The sequence below is a fragment of the Clostridium sp. CM74B_53 genome (assembly GCF_036318045.1).
GTDB lineage: Bacteria > Bacillota > Clostridia > Lachnospirales > Lachnospiraceae > Pilosibacter.
Genome location: NZ_JAWQDE010000007.1, coordinates 22544 through 40341 on the forward strand (window position 1 = coordinate 22544; position 17798 = coordinate 40341).

A 17798-nucleotide genomic window follows, 5' to 3' on the forward strand; every position below is an offset into this window, starting at 1 on the left:
CATTTCCGTTTGTTTCTACAGATAGATCGCTCCTCCAGGTCCAAGCGGAAGGTTTAAGAGAACCCAGATCACAACCTGAAGGATCCATGCAATCGCGAATGTTACCGAGAACGGAAGCATGTTCGCGATGACAGTTCCGAGACCAACCTTCTCGTCATACTTGTGAGCAAAGCCCAGAATGACCGGAAGGTATGTAAATAACGGAGACAGCGGGTTTGTGATGGAATCGCCGATTCGATAAACGACCTGTGTGATCGCCGGATCGAAGCCCATCAACATCATCATCGGAATAAATACCGGTGCAAGGATCGCCCATTTTGCAGAAGCAGATCCAATAAAGATGTTGACGATACAGGAAAGGAAGATCAGGCCAAGAAGCAGCGGGATTCCTGTAAATCCGATCGTGCTTAAAAGGTTTGCTCCCTTGATCGCAAGGACAGTTCCGAGTTTTGATACGGAGAAGAAGTTTGTAAAGATGGCGATGAAGAAGCACATGAATACATAGTTTCCCATCTCGGCAAAGCCCTGGCTGATATCTGCCCAGACATCTTTATCATTTTTATACTTTCCGATCACAACACCGTAAACGATACCCGGGATCATGAGGAATAAAGTGACCGTAAAGACGATACCCTTTGAGAACGGGGATGCACCGCTTGTGATGGATCCGTTCTCATCTGCGAGGATCGCACGTCCGCCGAAGATCGGCAGGCACATGAAGACTACGACAGCCGCATAGATCAGAACAGAAAGACCTGCTGCTGCAATTCCCTTTTTCTGGATCGGTGTGATATTGGAATTATCTTCATCAAAATCGTATTTGGCAAGTTCTTCTTTTGAAACCGGGAAACGGTGAAGAAGAACTTTCTCAACCAGGATCGTACCCACGATCGTAAGAAGTACGCAGGAGACGATCAGGAAATACCAGTTGATCGCGATGGACTGCTGATAGTTCGGATCGATCATCTGTGCTGCCTGCTCTGTGAATCCGTATGCAAGTGCATCGGAAAGACCGAGAAGAATGTTCGCACAGAAACCGGCTGCAACCGATGCGAATGCGGTGTACATTCCGAGAAGCGGATGACGTCCGATGGACATGTACAGGATCGCTGCAAGCGGCGGCAGTACGATAAAGCCTGCATCACCGGCAATATTTAAGTTGATTCCGAGGAACATGATGACCATGGTGACGATCCATCCTTTTGCCTTGCCAAGGAAATTGACCATGACGGCAACGAGGAAACCACTCTTCTCTGCAACGGAAGAACCGATGACAGCGACAAGCACCATGCCGAGCGGTGCAAAGCCGGAGAAGTTTGTGATGACATTCGTCCAGAGATAACGAATTCCATCGAGGGACAGGAGGTTAAATACCTCGATCGTTGATCCATCCGCCGGGTTTACCGCGGAGACGCCGGCTGCACTGCAGATCGCTGAAATGATCGTGACAATGATCGCCAGTCCAAGGAACATCGTGATCGGGTCCGGAAGTTTGTTTCCGGCACGCTCAATCGCATCCAGAATACGATCAAGGCGGCTTTTCTTTGCGGAACTGTTCTCACTCATAGATGACCCCTTCTTTCCACTGCCATATTGATTAGGCAGCTCTTTATTTTTTTTAATATATTATAGCGGTAAAGTTTTTCATTTGCAACCTTTTGTTGAATATTTATGAAAAAAATAAATTTCCTATGAATTTTTTCTAAAAGAATCCTCGATCCGTTCTTCTTTATCCGTCGGGCTGCAGATTCAGACAGTCCGTTCTCCATTGATCATCAAGCACCCCGCTGCTTATTGGAACGCACTGTAATCTGCAGTATTATTGATAAAAAATGCATGGGATTCCGACACATCTTCTGTCTGCAATCCCATGCGTTTTCCGAGTCTCTGCTACGGTCTGTATTTTCAGCAGAGCATTTTCATGATTCTCCTGATCTTTCCCTCAAAAAAGCAACGTCCTATCTGGCAGTGATAAACCCGTTGTCATCGATCGCAGTTTCCGGGGAGATCTTCCTCATATATGCAAGAATCCGCTCCTTCTCCGCTCCTTCCGCCTTCGTGACACGGCAGTTTTCCTGCTTTGCCGGGATAAACTGCAGGGACTCCAGTCCCTCCGTTCCAAACACCGCCTCGACGAGGCAGGTGTCGAGACTCTTTGAGTTAAAGAGGTAATTTCCGAGGCTGTACACGACCGGAACTTCCCCCACATACCCGATCGGCTGCAGCACATGCGGGTGATCCCCGATGATGAGATCCACGTCTGCTGCCGCGATCTGCGCAGCCTGTTCCGTCTGCCAGTGGTCCAGCTTGTCAGTTCCTTCGGTCCCCCAGTGGATGTACACGATCACATAGTCACTGTCCGCTCTTGCCTCCCCGATCACTTCCAGGAGTTTTGTGATATCGAGACACCGGAACACGCCCGGGGATGTCTCCGTCGCCCCTTTCGTATCCGGCGGATTCAGCCGTTCGATCTGTGTCGCGGAGATGAACGTAAATTTCTTCCCGTTTGCGATAAAAGAAACCGGTCTGACCGCTTCCTTGAGGTTTCTCCCGGCTCCGACATACGGCATTCCGATGGACTCCAGCGTATCGAGCGTGTCCGTCAGGGACACCTCCCCGTAATCATACGCGTGGTTGTTCGCGAGCGACACAAGATCTGCGCCCATGTCAAACAGCCAGGACGCATACTTCGGATCCGCCCGGAAGGTAAACTTTTTTCCGGCCGTCGGCGTCCCGCGGTTCGTGTACGGGAACTCGTTGTTTACCATAAAAATATCTGCGTCCCGCATGATGGAGAGAAGATCCGCGGAGATCCCGCCTTCGATTCCCTGTCCGCGCTTTAAAAGCGATGCCATGATCGCATAGTGGGAGTCAAACAGGATATCACCCGCAAAGACGATCCGCGTCTTTCCGGGCTCTGCTGTCTCCTTCGCATAGATCTTATTTGCCGCCATCACTTCCGGATCCTTTAAAAGATCCGCGTAAGGATCCGGCGTATCCGTCTCAGGTTCCGGCTCTGTTCCTGCTTCGCTCTCCGACCGTTCTGTCTCTTTTCCCATCTCCTCCTGCTGCAGGACCACGCGCGGTTTTTCCGCCTTTTCTTCAGAATGATCAGCTATCTCTTCCGTACTCCCGGCCTGACTTTCAATGGCTGCCGCCGTTCTCGCTGCCCCGGCTGCCTGACTTCCGCAGCCTGTAAGCAAGACACAAGTCAGAATTGCCGTCAGCCAGCCAGCTGCTGTTTCTTTTCTCATAATATACTCTTACCGCAAGGAAACGCTCTTTCGGTTCCACCTTTCTTTTCTTTGGTTTCTTTCGATTTTTCTCCTTCGTTCCATCTTACCAGACTTTTCCCTCCCATGCAACGCTTTAATCCCCACAACCATTCCTGAACTGCCAACCTGTTACAGTACACGGGCACTCCATGCCCGCGCACTGTAACAGGATTTTGCCGATGCTTCGCATTCCAAATCGGCAAAATCCACGGCCATAACGGTATCATACGGAATTTTCAGTTCAGAAAATTCCTACCCGTGAAAAGTAACGTCAACCTCTCACAACTGCGCTGTGCAACGCGACCGGCTGCATACGCAAAAAGGTGCGGCAGACCCACTCACAGATCTGCCGCACTCCTCTACTCATCATTCAATTTTATAAATCCAATATCAGCTTTTCACCCTTTCACGCTGAGACTTCCGGCCGCGATCGCCTTCCCGGACTTCCTGTCAAACAGCAGGATATCCGTACCTGCGATGTCCACACCTGTCTCCTCGCCGAGCTTAAAGGTAACGCCTCCGAAGATCACGCCTGTCAGGAGGTACTTTCCTATCTTTAACTTCACGGTCGACTCCATACCGGTCGGCATCGCTCCGTAGATCGTAGATGCGACAGAACCGTCTTTCGAAAGCTTTAATGCTTCCGGCCGGATCGCAAGGACAAAATCCTCGTTGGTGATCTCCGGCTCTTCCTCAACCGCATAGTCGGATTCATCGACCTTCGCGATATGATATTTAAATACTTCATCCTTATTACTCTTCTCGACAGCCTTCTTATCCTTTAACATCTCCAGCCGCTGGGCTTCCAGGTCCGCCGCATCCTGATCACGCTTTCTGAACCAGGCATCCATATCGATCGGCTCATTCGGCCGGAAAGTCGCCTCGAGGTCATCCAGGATCGTAAAGCGGAAGCTTCCGTCCGCCTGTTCCTTTCCTTTCGCCTCCACAAAGTTGATCGACGGATTTCCGACGAAGTCCGCAACAAAGAGGTTCGCCGGTCGGTTGTATACATCAAGAGGTGCGTCATACTGCTGAAGGACCCCGTTGTTGATCAGACAGATCTTCGTCGCCAGCGTCATCGCCTCCATCTGGTCATGTGTGACATAGACAAAGGTGCTTCCCGTCTCCACATGGAGTCTCTGCAGCTCGTATCTCATCTCAAGACGGAGCTTCGCATCCAGGTTGGACAGCGGCTCATCCATGAAGAGCACGGACGGCTCCGGGGCAAGCGTTCTCGCGATCGCGACACGCTGCTGCTGGCCGCCGGAAAGCTCTGCCGGGTAGCGGTTCATGAACATCCCGATCTTTACGATCCGGGAGACTCTGCGGACGGATTTATCGATCTCCTCTTTTGTGAGTTTTCTCTCCTCGGTGAGGACTTTTCCGCCGGATACGATCGCATATTCGTCATTCAGGGACTGTCCTTTTGCTTCATAGGATTTTCTGATCCCGTCCAGTTTCTTTTTCAGCTCCTCCGCCTTCGCCTTCGCAGCCGCATCCGGATCCGCTGCATCCTGGATCCCGTATCCGTAGAGGATTTTTGCTGTATAGATCGAGAGGATGAACGCGTCGATAAACTTCAGATATACCTTATCCGTGTCGAGTTTTCCGCGCTTATCGCGGCACTCTTCCACGAGCTCTTTGATCTTCTTTCCGCTCTTTAAAGCCCGGATCAATTCCCCGGTCGTCATGGCATCAAAATCATATTTCGGGAGTTTCTCCTTGATATTGCTGAGACCGAAGGAAATGTTCTGGTAGACGGTCATGTTCGGCCACAGTGCGTAGTTCTGGAACAGGAAACCGACTTTTCGCTTGTTGGCAGGAATGTTGATCCCCGCCTCACTGTCAAAGACCACCTTGTCCCCGATCTTGATCTGACCGGTCGTCGGCGTTTCAAGTCCTGCGATCATACGGAGGATCGTCGTCTTTCCGCATCCGGAAGGTCCAAGCAGTGTGATGAAGGAGTTATCCGCGATATCCAGGTTCAGATGATCGACCCCGTAAAATTTCCCCCAGCGTTTTGTGATATTTCTCAATGTGATTTCCGGCATATTAGTTTCCTCCTATTCCATCATCAAGGCTTGCACCTGTCAGCTTATTGACTAATGTATTGAAGATCAGGATCGTAACGATCAGGATCAGGTTGATCGCACTCGAGAACGCGTAAAGTCCCATCTCGTCGAAGTAATCGAGCGTTGTCGAGAGGATAAAGCCCTGCGTACATAAGAGCAGGAACAGGGACAGCTCACGGAGACATGTCATGAACGGGAGCATGTATCCGCTGATGATCGCTGACTTCTGGATCGGGATGATGATCCGGAACATTCGTTTCGTCCATGGGATATCCTGGATGATCGCCGCCTCCTCGATCTCATTGCTGATCTGCAGCATGGAGTTCAGCGCGCTCCGGCTCGCAAACGGGATGTACTTGATCGTACCTGCGATGATCAGCAGCGTATATGTATTAAAGAGGTTGATATGTTCATTCGAAAACAGGATGAAGAACGCTGCACCAACTGCGATGGACGGCATCAGGTACGGAAGAAATGCCACACCATTTACATAGCTCGCCCACCGGCTTCTGCGGTTCTTCGCGACCGCATATCCAATCAGGGTACCGATCGTTCCGGCAAGCAGGGCACAGCAGACAGCGACGAGCAAGGTTCCTGCAAATGCATGCCAGATCGTATTGTTGTAGAGGATGCCGTGCTGTCCGTACATACCGTTCTCGGTGATATTCTCCTTTGTGATCCACCACTTCGTTGTCAGGTTGCTCAGATCTCCTGTATAGAGGAAGCTGTAATCGCCCGGGTTCGGAAGGAAGGTCTCAAGTGCGAAGGAGAAGATCGGGAAGATACTTGTAAAGAATGTCAGGACGATCATCACGATACCGATCGCATATTTTCCGACTTTTCCAAGGTTCATCTTTGACAGCTGTCCCGATTTACCGGTGACTGTCGTGTAATTTTTCCGGCTCTTTAAGCTCACCTGGTTCATCGTGAGGATCGCGACTCCGAAGATCATCATGATGATCGCCAGGATACTCGCCTCACCTGTGTACTTGGAGTTTAAGGAGATATACTTTGTGGAAAGCGTTGTAAGACCTAAGTAATGCGGTACCGGGTAGCTTCCCATCGAACTTCCGAATACAAGAAGGATCGTCGAGAGGATCGCCGGTTTTACCATCGGGAGCGTGATCCGGAACATCGTCTTGAGCTTCGGTGTATCAAGGATCGTCGCTGCCTCCTCAAGGTTCGCATCCATATTCCGGAAAATACCGCCGATCAGGATATAGGCGAACGGCGCATAATGGAGTCCTAAGACAACGGAACTCGGGAACAGCCCCTGACACCACCATTTCGGCATACAGATCCCCGCAAGAGATGCAAGAAGTCCGTTTGACGTTCCGACAACCGCGTTGCTGTTGAACACGTTCTGCCATACAACGGCGAGTGTCCACTGCGGCATGATGTACGGAAAAATGAAAATAGAGCTTAAATATTTTTTGAATTTCAGGTTTGTTCTTGTTACTAAAAATGCGAAGGTTCCGCCGTAAATGATGGAGATCGTGCAGGTAAATACTGCTAAGAGGATCGTATTCCACAGCGGCTTCCAGAGGTTTGTCTTCGCCAGACGGCTTGTAAAGAGGTCCACATAGTTGACCAGCGTGTAACCGGACGCTTTTCCCGCGAGGTGGGCGTCGATGGTTCCCGGATGGATCGTGATCGTATCCTTTACGATCGCAACGATTGGTGCAACAGTGGAGAAAGTCAGTACGATGCCGAACAGGAGAAGGATGATGTTCTGCGGTTTTGAAAAATATGTTTTTACCCGGTTATATCCATTCACAGAAATGTCCGCTCCTTTCCTAAAACATGGATGCCGTTTGTTACGGCAGATGCCATATGTAACACGAGGGCGCCGCACGCATGTACGGCACCCTCTCAAGTGTCAGTCAGATTTACTTAGCAGAGTCACTGTACTTCGTGAGAAGTTCGATCCAGCTTCCGACTGTGAAGGAAACGGATGCGCAGTAGTCCGGATCTTCCAGAACTAACTCGCCGTCAGTTGTCCACCAGTCATATCCACGGTCATCTTTACACGGATATACATCTTCGCCGGCCTCGTTGTAGCCGCCCTTGCTGTGATGATAAGTTTCCTCGATCGCTGCTGCAACTTCCGGGTTTGCGGAGTAGCCGCCCATGTCTTTGCCCCATGCGGAGAAACCGTCCTCTGTGCATGTCATGTACTGGATGAATGCACATGCAGTCCACGGAAGCGGGCTGTTGTTTGTAACGAAAAGGTAATGGCAGTAACCGTAACCGCCGATGCCTTTGTAGCCGTCCTGATAAGCGGCAACCTTAATGTTATTTAAGGAAACGCCTGCGGACTCTTCTACGGAACGAAGTTTGGAGTAAACTAAAAGGCCAGCCTGATCCGTTGCGGAATCAGATACAAGTGTGTTGCAGATCGGACCATCATCTGTCTGCTCGTTGTAATTTTCAACCCAGAGCTTGATCCATGCAAGTGCGTATGCGCCGTTCTCGCCAAGTCCAAGATCCTCGGCATCTGCTGCCATCTCGTCGATGACCGGCTTGAAGTATGCTTTCTTTGTATCATCGAGAGCATCGTAAGCATCTTTTAACCATCCCGCATACTTATCTTCTGTCAGCATGTATAAGAAGTTCTTTCCGACGATCTCGGAATCGATATCCATGTATAACGGATGAACGCCTTCTGCCACGAAATCCCAGCAGTTATTGTACTCTGCGCTTCCGGTGCTGTTGTACATGAATACCTTGTTTAAGGTCTGCAACGGAAGGAATCCTTCATATGCATCCGGTGTGGTCCCGTTTGCCTCTGCCCATTCCTTCGGGATATAAGTCTTTAAGATTCCCGGCTCTACCATCTTCGTCTGGATCTGGTTGCCGTCCTGGATCAGGGTCATCGCGAAAGTTCCCTCAGTCTTTAAGGAATCTGCGGTCAGCTGCTCAAAGATCTTGTTGTTCTTCGGCTGCTGCCACTCATATTCCATATTGTAGGACGGGTCGATCGACTGCAGGTATTCGATGAATAACGGGAGTGCGCTCTTACCACGGCTGGAGTTTCCGACACCGTAGAAGGTCTTTCCGTTGGACTCCTCGATGGCTTTCTTTGCAAGCTCTTCCATCGACATTCCTTCGGCTTCCTTGATGATCTTTTCTACATCGGAAAGATCAGCATCGTCCGTTTTCGCTGCCTCCGTTGCCGCTTCACTTCCGGCTGCCGCTGTCTCACCGCCTGCCGCCGCTGTGGTTGCCGTTGTGGTTCCACCGCCGCCGCATCCTGCGAGGGACATCGCTGCCATGGAAACTGCAAGTGCCAATGACAAAGTACGTTTTCTCATAAAACTGTTCCTCCTTCATCTGATTGGGTCATTTTTTTTCTCACGACTCATTTTGTACTTTTATTATAGCGGTGCGCAGAAAAATTTAACAGTGGACAAAACTGCGATAGTTTGTGAAATCCTGTGATTTTGTATAATTATGTTTCGTATTTCTGCTTTTTTTGTGCAGTTTCGACATATGTTTTAGATTGTCAGAATTGGTAGTACCGGCATGTTGCTGTAAAGGCATGTTCTTCGATATGAAAAGAATGTGCCTTGTCACATTCGGGCGTCTCGCGCAAGCGCGGACTTTGGCTCGTTGTTCGCGTAAACAAGTGAAAACACGTTTCGCGAGTTTCCCCTTGTTATCGCGACAGTCGCCAAGATCTCGCGCAAGCGCGGACTTTGGCTCGTTGTTCGCGTAAATTAAAAAAAAGAACCTTGCCCCGGCAGGCTCAGTTCTCTTTTCCTCATTTTTATTTTCTGTCATTTCAGATTCCGGATCCTCTGCCGCTTTTCCATTACAGAGCTTTCCGCCTATTTTCCAAAATACGCCGCGATCTCCTTCATTCTTCCCGTCTGTACGGCATGGAACGGACAGCGCTTATCGCAGTGACCGCAGGAGATACAGTCGGAAGCATGTTTTTCCAGTGTCGCGTAGTGGTCCGCCGCCATCGTATCCCCGGAAATTCTTTTAACTGCCAGTCGATCTGCTTTTTCACCTTCTCGAGATTTGTTGTCCAGCCGTATTCCCCGGTCTCGTAGTTTGCTCCAAAATGCACCTGATAGATCGTCTCTTTCCGGACTGAGGTCTCTTTACAACAATTTTCTCCGCTATTAATACAGGTTTTTCACCTTAAACTCTTTCTCAAGCTCTCTTCTCTGGTCCTTTTTCGCGATATCCGCACGTTTGTCGTACAATTTCTTACCTCTCGCCAGACCGATCTCAACCTTTACGAGACTTCCCTTAAAGTACACCTGAAGCGGGACCAGCGTGTATCCTTTTTCCTGGATCTTTCCCTTCAGCTTGTTGATCTCATAGCGGTGCATCAGGAGTTTCCGCTCGCGGAGCGGATCTTTATTAAAGATATTTCCCTTTTCGTACGGGCTGATGTGCATGCCGTAGATCATGACCTCATCGTTCGTGATCCGCACAAAAGATTCCTTGATGCTGCATTTTCCCATCCTGAGAGATTTTACCTCGGTTCCCGCAAGCGCGATACCGCACTCAAATTTGTCATCGATGAAGAAATCAAAATATGCCTTTTTATTGTTTGCGATCAGCTTAAATCCGCTGCTCTTTGCCATAACTTCGTCCTCTTTTCCGTTCCGGCAGGAGTGTCCCATGCCAGAATCATTTCTATCACAAGGTCTGTCCGCTGCAAAAAACGAAACCGTGCTATCGTTTGTCGAAATTCCGCACCGGAAGGAAATCGATCGTTTTCAGATACCGGTCCACAGAGACGACCTGGATCTTCACGGTCTGGCCAAGCTTGAATTTCTTTCTCGTCCGCTCTCCCACCAGTTCATAGTGTTCCTCATCAAACACATAGTAGTCACCGTCGAGGTTCGCTAAGCGTACCATGCCTTCCACCGTATTCGGAAGCTCCACATAGAAGCCGTAATTGCTGATCCCGGAGATCACGCCGGTAAATTCTTCCCCGATATGGCGCTCCATGAACTGAACTTTCTTTGCCTTATCGGTCTCCCTCTCCGCCTCGTCTGCGAGACGCTCCCGGGAAGATGTCCAGATCGCAACTTCCGGAAGGATCTTCTCATAATGGGCGATCCTCTTTTTCGTGAGACCGCCGTGGAGATTTTCCTTGATAATCCGGTGGATCTGGAGATCCGGGTATCTTCGGATCGGGGAGGTGAAGTGCGTATAATAGTTTGCTGCGAGACCAAAGTGGCCCATGCATTCCGTCGTGTACTTTGCCTGCTTCATTGAGCGGAGTGCCAGTCTCGCGAGCAGCGCCTCCTCCGGGGATCCCGCTGCCTTTTCGAGCAGTTTCTGCATCTCCTTCGGATGAAGCTCGCCGTTCTGGAGCCGGATCGAATAGCCAAAATTGTTGATCAGAATGCCGAAGCGCTTGATCTTCTCACCGTCCGGTTTCTCATGGCTCCGGTACAGGAACGGGATCTGCTGCCAGTAATAATCCTCTGCGACCGTCTCGTTCGCAGCCAGCATGCAGTCCTCGATCAGCATCGTCGCCGCGTTCCGCTCATACGGCCTGATCTCGACCGGGCGTCCCTTTGCGTCCAGGATGATCTTGCACTCCGGGAAATCAAAGTCGACCGCACCGCGCGCCATGCGCTTTTTCCTCAGCACACGGGCCGTCTCGTCGAGAAGCAGGAACATCGGAACGAAATCTGCATATTCTTCGAGGCACTTCTTTGCAAATTCCGCTTTTTCCTTCGATTTCTCTTTCTCCGGCGCATCCGTCTGCGGTTCCTCAGTCCCATTCTTTGCCTCCAGGATCGCATTCACCGCCGTGTATGTCATTCTGCGGTCGATCCGGACGACCGACTCACAGATCTTATGTCCCACGATGATCCCTTTTTCATCGATATCCATGAGACAGCTCATTGCCAGGCGGTCGCAGCCCGCATTCAGGGAACAGATCCCGTTGGAAAGCCGGTGCGGCAGCATCGGGATCACACGGTCCACGAGATACACGCTCGTTCCGCGCTTATATGCCTCCGCATCGAGAGGCGTTCCCTCCTTCACATAGTGACTCACATCCGCAATATGGACTCCGAGATGGTAGATCGTCTCCCCGTTGATCGTCTCCTTAGACACACTGACCGCATCGTCGAGGTCTTTCGCGTCCTCGCCGTCGATCGTCACCATCGGGACATCTCTGAGATCCACTCTTCCGTTCTTCCCGATCTCCTCCGCCACATAGTCTGCGGAGAGTTCCTCCGGCGCATAGGAAACTTCTTCCATCACGTCCTCCGGGAACTCCTCCGGAAGTCCGTAGGCACGGACGATCGACAGGATATCGACTCCCGGGTCATTGATATGTCCGAGGATCTCCTGCACATGTCCCTCCGGATTCTTATTTCTGGTCGCATATGTGTCCAGTTTCACGACTACCTTGTGTCCGGAGACAGCGCCGTTCTCTTTCCCCTGCGGGATAAAGATGTCCATCGTGATCCGTGGATTGTCGGGGATCACAAAGCCAAAGCTTTTATTTTTTTCAAAGGTACCGATCAGCGTCTCGTTGGCATGTTTTAATACCTTTAAAACTCTCGCCTCCGCGCGGCCGCCTCTTCCGTTTTCATCAATAATGACCTGGACCGTATCCCCGTCCATCGCGTCCCCGGTATCATCCGGCGGGACAAATAGATCGCCGTCGCGTCCCTCGATCGTCACAAATCCAAAGCCTCTGTGATGCGCTGAAAAGATCCCCGTCTGCGCAAACACCTCGGATCTCGCGTACTTTCCCTTCTTCGAGATCCCGACCTTGCCGGAAGCGACCAGTTCATTTAAGACCTCTTCCAGATCTTTTCTCTGCTCCTTCGGAACTCCGAGAAGCATCGCGAGTTCTTTTAATTTCATCGGAACATATGTCGGATCCTTCATCAGGGTCAGCAGCATCTGTTTCCGCTCTTCCATTAACGTTTCTTCCATTCTTCTCCTTGTCATATCAAAAACAGTTTTTCAAAAGTTCCCGGCACAGACTTCACGCCGGGCAGCCGCAAATAACCGGATAGATCCTGCGGACAGTTCTCAGACAGTGCAGCTTCCGATCTTCGTGTTAAACAAAAACACTCCTGCACGGGAATGATCGCTGCAGGAGTGTTCGTCATCTTAGAATTAGATTACCTTTAAATTTAATACCAGGGCAAGTACAAAAATCAGGACTGCCGCAATTTTTGTAAATTTCTCAAGGTTGCCTTCCATAGAACGACCTTTATTTTTTCCCCAGTAGCTCTCAGCCACACCGCTGATCGCACCAAGTCCGGAAGTCTTTCCTTCCTGCATTAACACGATCACTGTCATTGCAATACATAAGATAACGAATACAATCGTCAGAATAATTCTAATCACCGACTACACCTCCTGTCCACAATTAAAGTCATCATAACATAAAATAGGATGGCTGTCAATCCTCGTATTTTCCGGGCCGGAACTGATTTTCCGGCATATAAAGGAGTGTGCCGCGCGCGGCTGCTTGCATCAATCTCACTCGTCTTGCAAGTGCACATCATTCGCTGATCGTGACTTAGGGGTCAAAAAACGGCCATCCGCCGCAGGATTTCTCCCACAGGAATGACCGTTCTGTATTATGTCACTTATCGGATATCCGCACCGAGACGGAACTTCAGGTTTCCGAGGATCTTCTTTACAAAGCGCTCGACGTCCGTCGGATCAAGTGCCTTGTCCTCCGGGATGAAGGAGATCTTGAATGCCATGCTCTTCTTGCCCTTGCCGATCTGGTCACCGCGGTAGATATCGAAGAGTTCAACATCTCCGACCTGCTTGCAAGCCTTCTTGATCTCATCGATCAGGCTGCCGCAGCTTGTCTCCTCGTCAACGACCATCGCGAGGTCACGGGTCACGGTATCGTACTCGGAGATCGGTTTGTAGCGCAGACCTTCCGGCATATGGGCAGAAAGTGCTGCGAAGTCGATCTCACCGATGTAGATCTGGTTGTTCGCCTTGCTGTCTTTCGGAAGCTTTAACTCACCGGCAACGCTGTTTGCCAGCTTACCGAAGGAACCAACGCGCTCGCCGTCGCAGAGGACATACGCGGAGATTCCCGGATGGAGATACGGAACATCCTCCGCTCTCTCATACTCAAAGCTTACACCGAAGGAAGCTGCAAGCTCTTCCATCGTTCCCTTTACAGTGAAGAAATCTTCCTGCTCGCCGAATGCCGCGAAGCCGACATGCGGGATCTCGTTCGGGAGCTCTGTGAGCGGAAGTGCCTTCGGATAGTATACGTTTGCATACTCGAAGAAACGTCCGGCTGTGTTGCCTTTCTTCACGTTCTCAACGACTGTATTTAACATGGACGGAGCCAGTGTGGTGCGCATGATGGAAAGGTTTGTCGTGATCGGGTTTAACAGGCGGATCACATTGCGCTCCTTCGCGTCCTCAGCGATATGAAGCGCGTCAAGGTCAGCGTCGGAATAGAATGCCAGCGTGGATACCTCGAAGTAACCCTGGGATACCATCACCTGTTTTAATTTTGTTCTTCTCTTCTGTGCCGGGTTTAATCCGCCGTTTGTGACTGCGGAATCCTTTAAGAAGGTCGGAACGATGTGGTCATAACCGTACTCACGGATGACTTCCTCCGCAAGATCCGGCTCGCCAACCTCGATATCCTCTCTGTAGCGAGGTGCTGTGACAGTCATGACATCGCCGTCGCGCTCAACCTCGAAGCTGAGTCTGCGGAGAATATCGAGAACATTCTCTGCCGGGACCTCGATGCCGAGGATCTTGTTGATGCCGCTCAACGTTGCGGTAAATTTCTTTCCTTCCTTCGGTGCTCCCGCATCCACATCGAATGCGCTCGCTGTGATCTCGCCGCAGCCGAGTTCCTCGATCAGGTGAAGGGCACGCGCCATACCGATCTCAACGGTGTACTCCGCGATACCTTTCTCGTAGTGGCTGGATGCGTCTGTGTTCTGTCCGAGACTTCTCGCAGTTTTACGGATGTTGTCGCGCATGAACTTTGCGGATTCAAAGAGAAGCTGTGTCGTATTCTCTGTGATCTCACTGTTCATTCCGCCCATGATACCCGCAAGAGCAACCGGCTTGCTTCCGTCGCAGATCACAAGGTTATTCTCGTTTAACTTGAATTCCTTGCCGTCAAGTGTCTGGATCATCTCATCCTGCTTTGCACGGCGGACGATGATCTGGGAGCTCTCCAATGTGCTCATATCGAATGCATGCATCGGCTGACCGATCTCGAGCATTACGTAGTTCGTGATATCGACCACGTTGCTGATGCTTCTGAGACCGCAGAGAGCCAGATGACGGCGCATCCATCTCGGGGACTGGCCCGGAGTGATGTTTCTCACGCCATGTCCTAAGTAGCGCGGGCAGAGATCCTGTGCCTCTACTTTAATATCAAGATTTTCATATTTATAATCGCTCTGTTTGTAGTCGAGAGCCGGCATTTTCAGCGGTTTATCAAGAACTGCTGCAACTTCTCTCGCAATACCGAGAACAGACTGGCAGTCTGCACGGTTTGCCGTTACGGAGATATCGAAGATGTAGTCGTCGAGACCAACAACCTTTGCGATATCAGTTCCCGGAACGGTGTCCTTCGGAAGATCCAGGAGACCGTAAACCTCAGCGCCCGGATACAGGTCATCGTTTAAGCCGAGCTCTTCACCGGAGCAGAGCATACCGTTTGACTCGATGCCGCGCATCGGTTTTGCCTTGATCTTGATGCCGCCCGGCAGTGTGGAATTATCAAGAGCCGCCGGTGTGTGCATGCCTGCGTAGACGTTCGGAGCACCTGTGAGGATCTGGATATCATTTCCATACTCGCCGCAGTCTACTTTACACTTGAAGAGGTGTGTTCCCTCGATTGGCTCGCATTCCTTTACGACGCCGACAACGACACGGTCGATCTCAGCGGAGAGATCGATCAGTTCCTCTACCTCAAATCCACAGCCAAAGAGCTTGTCTTCCAGCTCCTGGGCAGTGACATCAATGTCAACATATTCTTTCAGCCAACTAAATGGTACTTTCATGATCTTCTCCCTCCCTTATTAGCCTTTGAACTGCTTCAGGAAACGAAGATCATTCTCATAAAGCAGGTTGATGTTGTTAATACCGTATTTTAACATGGCGATACGCTCGATACCGATACCAAAAGCGAGACCGGAATACTCATTCGGGTCGATGCCGCAGTTCTCAAGAACCTTGTGGTGTACGATACCGCCGCCTAATACCTCGATCCAGCCGGTGTGCTTGCAGAGCGGGCAGCCTTTTCCGCCGCACTCGAAGCAGCTGACATCGACCTCAACGCTCGGCTCCGTGAACGGGAAATAGCTCGGGCGGAGACGTGTCTTTACGTTGCTGCCGAAGATCGCCTGTACAAACTTGTCGAGCATACCCTGAAGGTCGCAGAGCGTGATCTTCTTATCGACAACAAGGCCTTCCATCTGGTGGAACATCGGGGAGTGAGTCGCATCACTGTCGGAACGGAATACACGTCCCGGTGCCAGCATCTTGATCGGCGGCTTCTTCGCATCCATCACACGGATCTGTCCCGGGCTTGTATGGGTACGGAGTAAGATATCTTCCGCTACATAGAACGTATCCTGCATATCTCTCGCCGGATGATTCTTCGCAACGTTTAATCTTGTGAAGTTGTGGTCGTCATCCTCGATCTCCGGACCGTCGAAGATCTCGAAGCCCATTCCTGCGAAAACATCGATCATCTCATTCTCTGTTACGGTAAGCGGATGGAGACCTCCGGCCGGACGCATCTTTGCAGGCATCGTGATATCGACCTGCTCGCTCTTATTGCGGGCTGCGAGCTCCAGCTCATCCATCTTATTCTTCATTTCCTGGTAGCGGGCTTCTACCTGGTTCTTAAATTCATTGATCGTCTTTCCGACGTTCGGGCGCTCCTCCTTCGGAACACTTCCAAGACCCTTCATCAGGTCTGCGATGCTGCCTTTCTTGCCAAGGAAGCTCTGCCAGAACTCACCAAGCTGTTCCTTGGACTGTACACTGCCGAGAGCGGCTTCCATCTGCTCCTTCAGTGCTTTGATCTTCTCTTCCATAGTCCACCTCATTCTTTCGGTATGGTTTTACATTCTATCAGTGCGAGGACAAAAAAAACTCCGTCCCGCCATGGGACGAAGCTGACTCTCCGTGGTACCACCCAGATTCCGCATGCATTCATGCGGCACTCAAACGTCTGTAACGGGACTTCCCGTCCTGCACTACTTAGATCCCTTTCGCACAGGCTGCTCAAGAGTGAATTTACAAAAGTTTCCTTCGGAAGGTCTTTCAGCCGGTGAACCTTCTCTCTGTCATACCGGAACTCTCCTGTACTGTCTCTATCATTGCGTTTCACACATGTCCGATGGTAGCACATTCCCACTGGTTTGTCAAGTCTCACCGGGGCAGAGGCAAAATCAGCACCAAAGCTGCACGCAACGCAGTTTCCCGCCCAAACCTTCTAACAGACACTGTCCCCGCATAATAAGTGTAAAATTTCAGCGAAATTTTCTCTCACTTTCTTGACACATCCAGCCATTTATGGCATCATCAGTTTATAGGCAGGAATAATCTGTTAATATTCCATTCCATGGAATTTATATATGATCTGCCCGCAAAACAAACGAAAAACAACCTCAAGAAAAGGAGGATTCCTATGGATTTTCTGACATTAACCATCGGAAAACAAAAAAACATCGCCCTGATCGCCCATGACAGCAAAAAGCATGAAATGATCGACTGGTGCGAAGCAAACAAAGAAATCTTAAAGGGACACTTTCTCTGCGGCACAGGAACAACCGCCAGAATGATCACCGAAGCCACCGGTCTCCCGGTCAAAGGCTACAACAGCGGTCCTCTCGGAGGAGACCAGCAGATCGGCGCAAAAATCGTCGAAGGACGCATCGATTTCGTCGTATTCTTCTCCGATCCCCTCACAGCCCAGCCACATGACCCGGACGTAAAAGCTCTCCTCCGCATCGCCCAGGTCTACGATATCCCGATCGCCAACAACCGCGCGACCGCCGACTTCATGATCACCTCCCCACTCATGAACGAAGAATATGATCACCAGATCATCAACTTCCACCAGAACATCAAGGAGCGGGCAAGCAAACTGTAGAACTCAAAATGTAAAACCAATCGATGCAAACTAAATTCTACAAAACCTAGAAAGGCATGGAAACACGTTCACAACGTTTCCATGCCTTTCGAACCCTCTGCATTTATCATCTCACGCCAACCAACAGCGGTGAGCTTCCGGGCAGGGGAGCTGGGGATGCGGGGAGGGTTCCTCTTGGCCCGCGGGTGACTGCGTTGGAGAGCAGGGAACACTTGTCTGAGCGCAGCGAGTTGTGTCACAGTACGCAGGCCTTCCTGCCTGCGCACTGTGACAGGATTTTGCCGATGCTTCGCATTCCGAATCGGCAAAATCCGCGACCGCTACTGTATCATACGGAATTTT

Annotated in this window: 12 protein-coding genes and 1 other annotated feature; of the genes, 1 reads left to right on the forward strand and 11 read right to left on the reverse strand. The window is 50.7% G+C overall.

The genetic code is table 11. The annotated features are described in order from the left end of the window. Positions 1-15 precede the first annotated feature (15 nt). From V2546_RS07755 to pheS, 11 genes are all read right to left on the reverse strand, one after another. Positions 16-1566, reverse strand: coding sequence for an AbgT family transporter (locus V2546_RS07755; protein ID WP_118531680.1), 1551 nt, complete (start codon positions 1564-1566; stop codon positions 16-18). Between the two features lie 392 nt (positions 1567-1958). Then, complete coding sequence (locus tag V2546_RS07760; RefSeq protein ID WP_329751999.1) at positions 1959-3254, reverse strand: CapA family protein; 1296 nt, start codon at positions 3252-3254, stop codon at positions 1959-1961. 419 nt (positions 3255-3673) lie between these two features. Beyond that, on the reverse strand, positions 3674-5326 hold the full coding sequence (locus V2546_RS07765) for an ABC transporter ATP-binding protein (RefSeq protein ID WP_021904241.1): 1653 nt from the start codon (positions 5324-5326) through the stop codon (positions 3674-3676). 1 nt (position 5327) lies between these two features. Then, a complete protein-coding gene (locus tag V2546_RS07770) occupies positions 5328-7124 on the reverse strand; it encodes an ABC transporter permease (protein WP_243021210.1) in 1797 nt (598 codons plus the stop codon). Between the two features lie 112 nt (positions 7125-7236). Beyond that, positions 7237-8661, reverse strand: a complete 1425-nt coding sequence (locus V2546_RS07775; protein WP_118531684.1) for a hypothetical protein — start codon at positions 8659-8661, stop codon at positions 7237-7239. 516 nt (positions 8662-9177) lie between these two features. Then, positions 9178-9315 carry a 4Fe-4S binding protein gene (locus V2546_RS07780; protein WP_118531686.1) on the reverse strand — a complete coding sequence of 46 codons (138 nt, stop codon included), beginning with the start codon at positions 9313-9315 and terminating at the stop codon, positions 9178-9180. A 162-nt stretch (positions 9316-9477) separates the two neighbouring features. Continuing rightward, a complete protein-coding gene (gene smpB, locus V2546_RS07785) occupies positions 9478-9948 on the reverse strand; it encodes an SsrA-binding protein SmpB (protein ID WP_118297114.1) in 471 nt (156 codons plus the stop codon). Between the two features lie 91 nt (positions 9949-10039). After that, complete coding sequence (gene rnr / locus V2546_RS07790; protein WP_486463576.1) at positions 10040-12274, reverse strand: ribonuclease R; 2235 nt, start codon at positions 12272-12274, stop codon at positions 10040-10042. 186 nt (positions 12275-12460) lie between these two features. Beyond that, entirely contained in the window at positions 12461-12694 is a 234-nt protein-coding gene (gene secG, locus V2546_RS07795; RefSeq protein WP_118296789.1) for a preprotein translocase subunit SecG, read from the reverse strand. A gap of 245 nt (positions 12695-12939) precedes the next feature. Next, complete coding sequence (pheT, locus tag V2546_RS07800; protein WP_329752000.1) at positions 12940-15354, reverse strand: phenylalanine--tRNA ligase subunit beta; 2415 nt, start codon at positions 15352-15354, stop codon at positions 12940-12942. A gap of 18 nt (positions 15355-15372) precedes the next feature. Next, positions 15373-16395 carry a phenylalanine--tRNA ligase subunit alpha gene (pheS, locus tag V2546_RS07805; RefSeq protein WP_142412572.1) on the reverse strand — a complete coding sequence of 341 codons (1023 nt, stop codon included), beginning with the start codon at positions 16393-16395 and terminating at the stop codon, positions 15373-15375. A gap of 68 nt (positions 16396-16463) precedes the next feature. Further along, positions 16464-16690: a binding site (T-box leader), on the reverse strand. A gap of 301 nt (positions 16691-16991) precedes the next feature. Between pheS and V2546_RS07810 the strand changes: the two genes are divergently transcribed. Beyond that, entirely contained in the window at positions 16992-17456 is a 465-nt protein-coding gene (locus tag V2546_RS07810; protein WP_118531692.1) for a methylglyoxal synthase, read from the forward strand. The last annotated feature ends 342 nt before the right edge of the window (positions 17457-17798 follow it).

What these genes read in the sequence shown, in the direction of transcription:
- V2546_RS07755 (WP_118531680.1), bottom strand. Translation starts at nt 1,566, where the DNA reads ATGAGTGAGAACAGTTCCGCAAAGAAAAGCCGCCTTGATCGTATTCTG.
- V2546_RS07760 (WP_329751999.1), bottom strand. Translation starts at nt 3,254, where the DNA reads ATGAGAAAAGAAACAGCAGCTGGCTGGCTGACGGCAATTCTGACTTGT.
- V2546_RS07765 (WP_021904241.1), bottom strand. Translation starts at nt 5,326, where the DNA reads ATGCCGGAAATCACATTGAGAAATATCACAAAACGCTGGGGGAAATTT.
- V2546_RS07775 (WP_118531684.1), bottom strand. Translation starts at nt 8,661, where the DNA reads ATGAGAAAACGTACTTTGTCATTGGCACTTGCAGTTTCCATGGCAGCG.
- V2546_RS07780 (WP_118531686.1), bottom strand. Translation starts at nt 9,315, where the DNA reads ATGGCGGCGGACCACTACGCGACACTGGAAAAACATGCTTCCGACTGT.
- smpB (WP_118297114.1), bottom strand. Translation starts at nt 9,948, where the DNA reads ATGGCAAAGAGCAGCGGATTTAAGCTGATCGCAAACAATAAAAAGGCA.
- rnr (WP_486463576.1), bottom strand. Translation starts at nt 12,274, where the DNA reads ATGGAAGAAACGTTAATGGAAGAGCGGAAACAGATGCTGCTGACCCTG.
- pheT (WP_329752000.1), bottom strand. Translation starts at nt 15,354, where the DNA reads ATGAAAGTACCATTTAGTTGGCTGAAAGAATATGTTGACATTGATGTC.
- pheS (WP_142412572.1), bottom strand. Translation starts at nt 16,395, where the DNA reads ATGGAAGAGAAGATCAAAGCACTGAAGGAGCAGATGGAAGCCGCTCTC.
- V2546_RS07810 (WP_118531692.1), top strand. Translation starts at nt 16,992, where the DNA reads ATGGATTTTCTGACATTAACCATCGGAAAACAAAAAAACATCGCCCTG.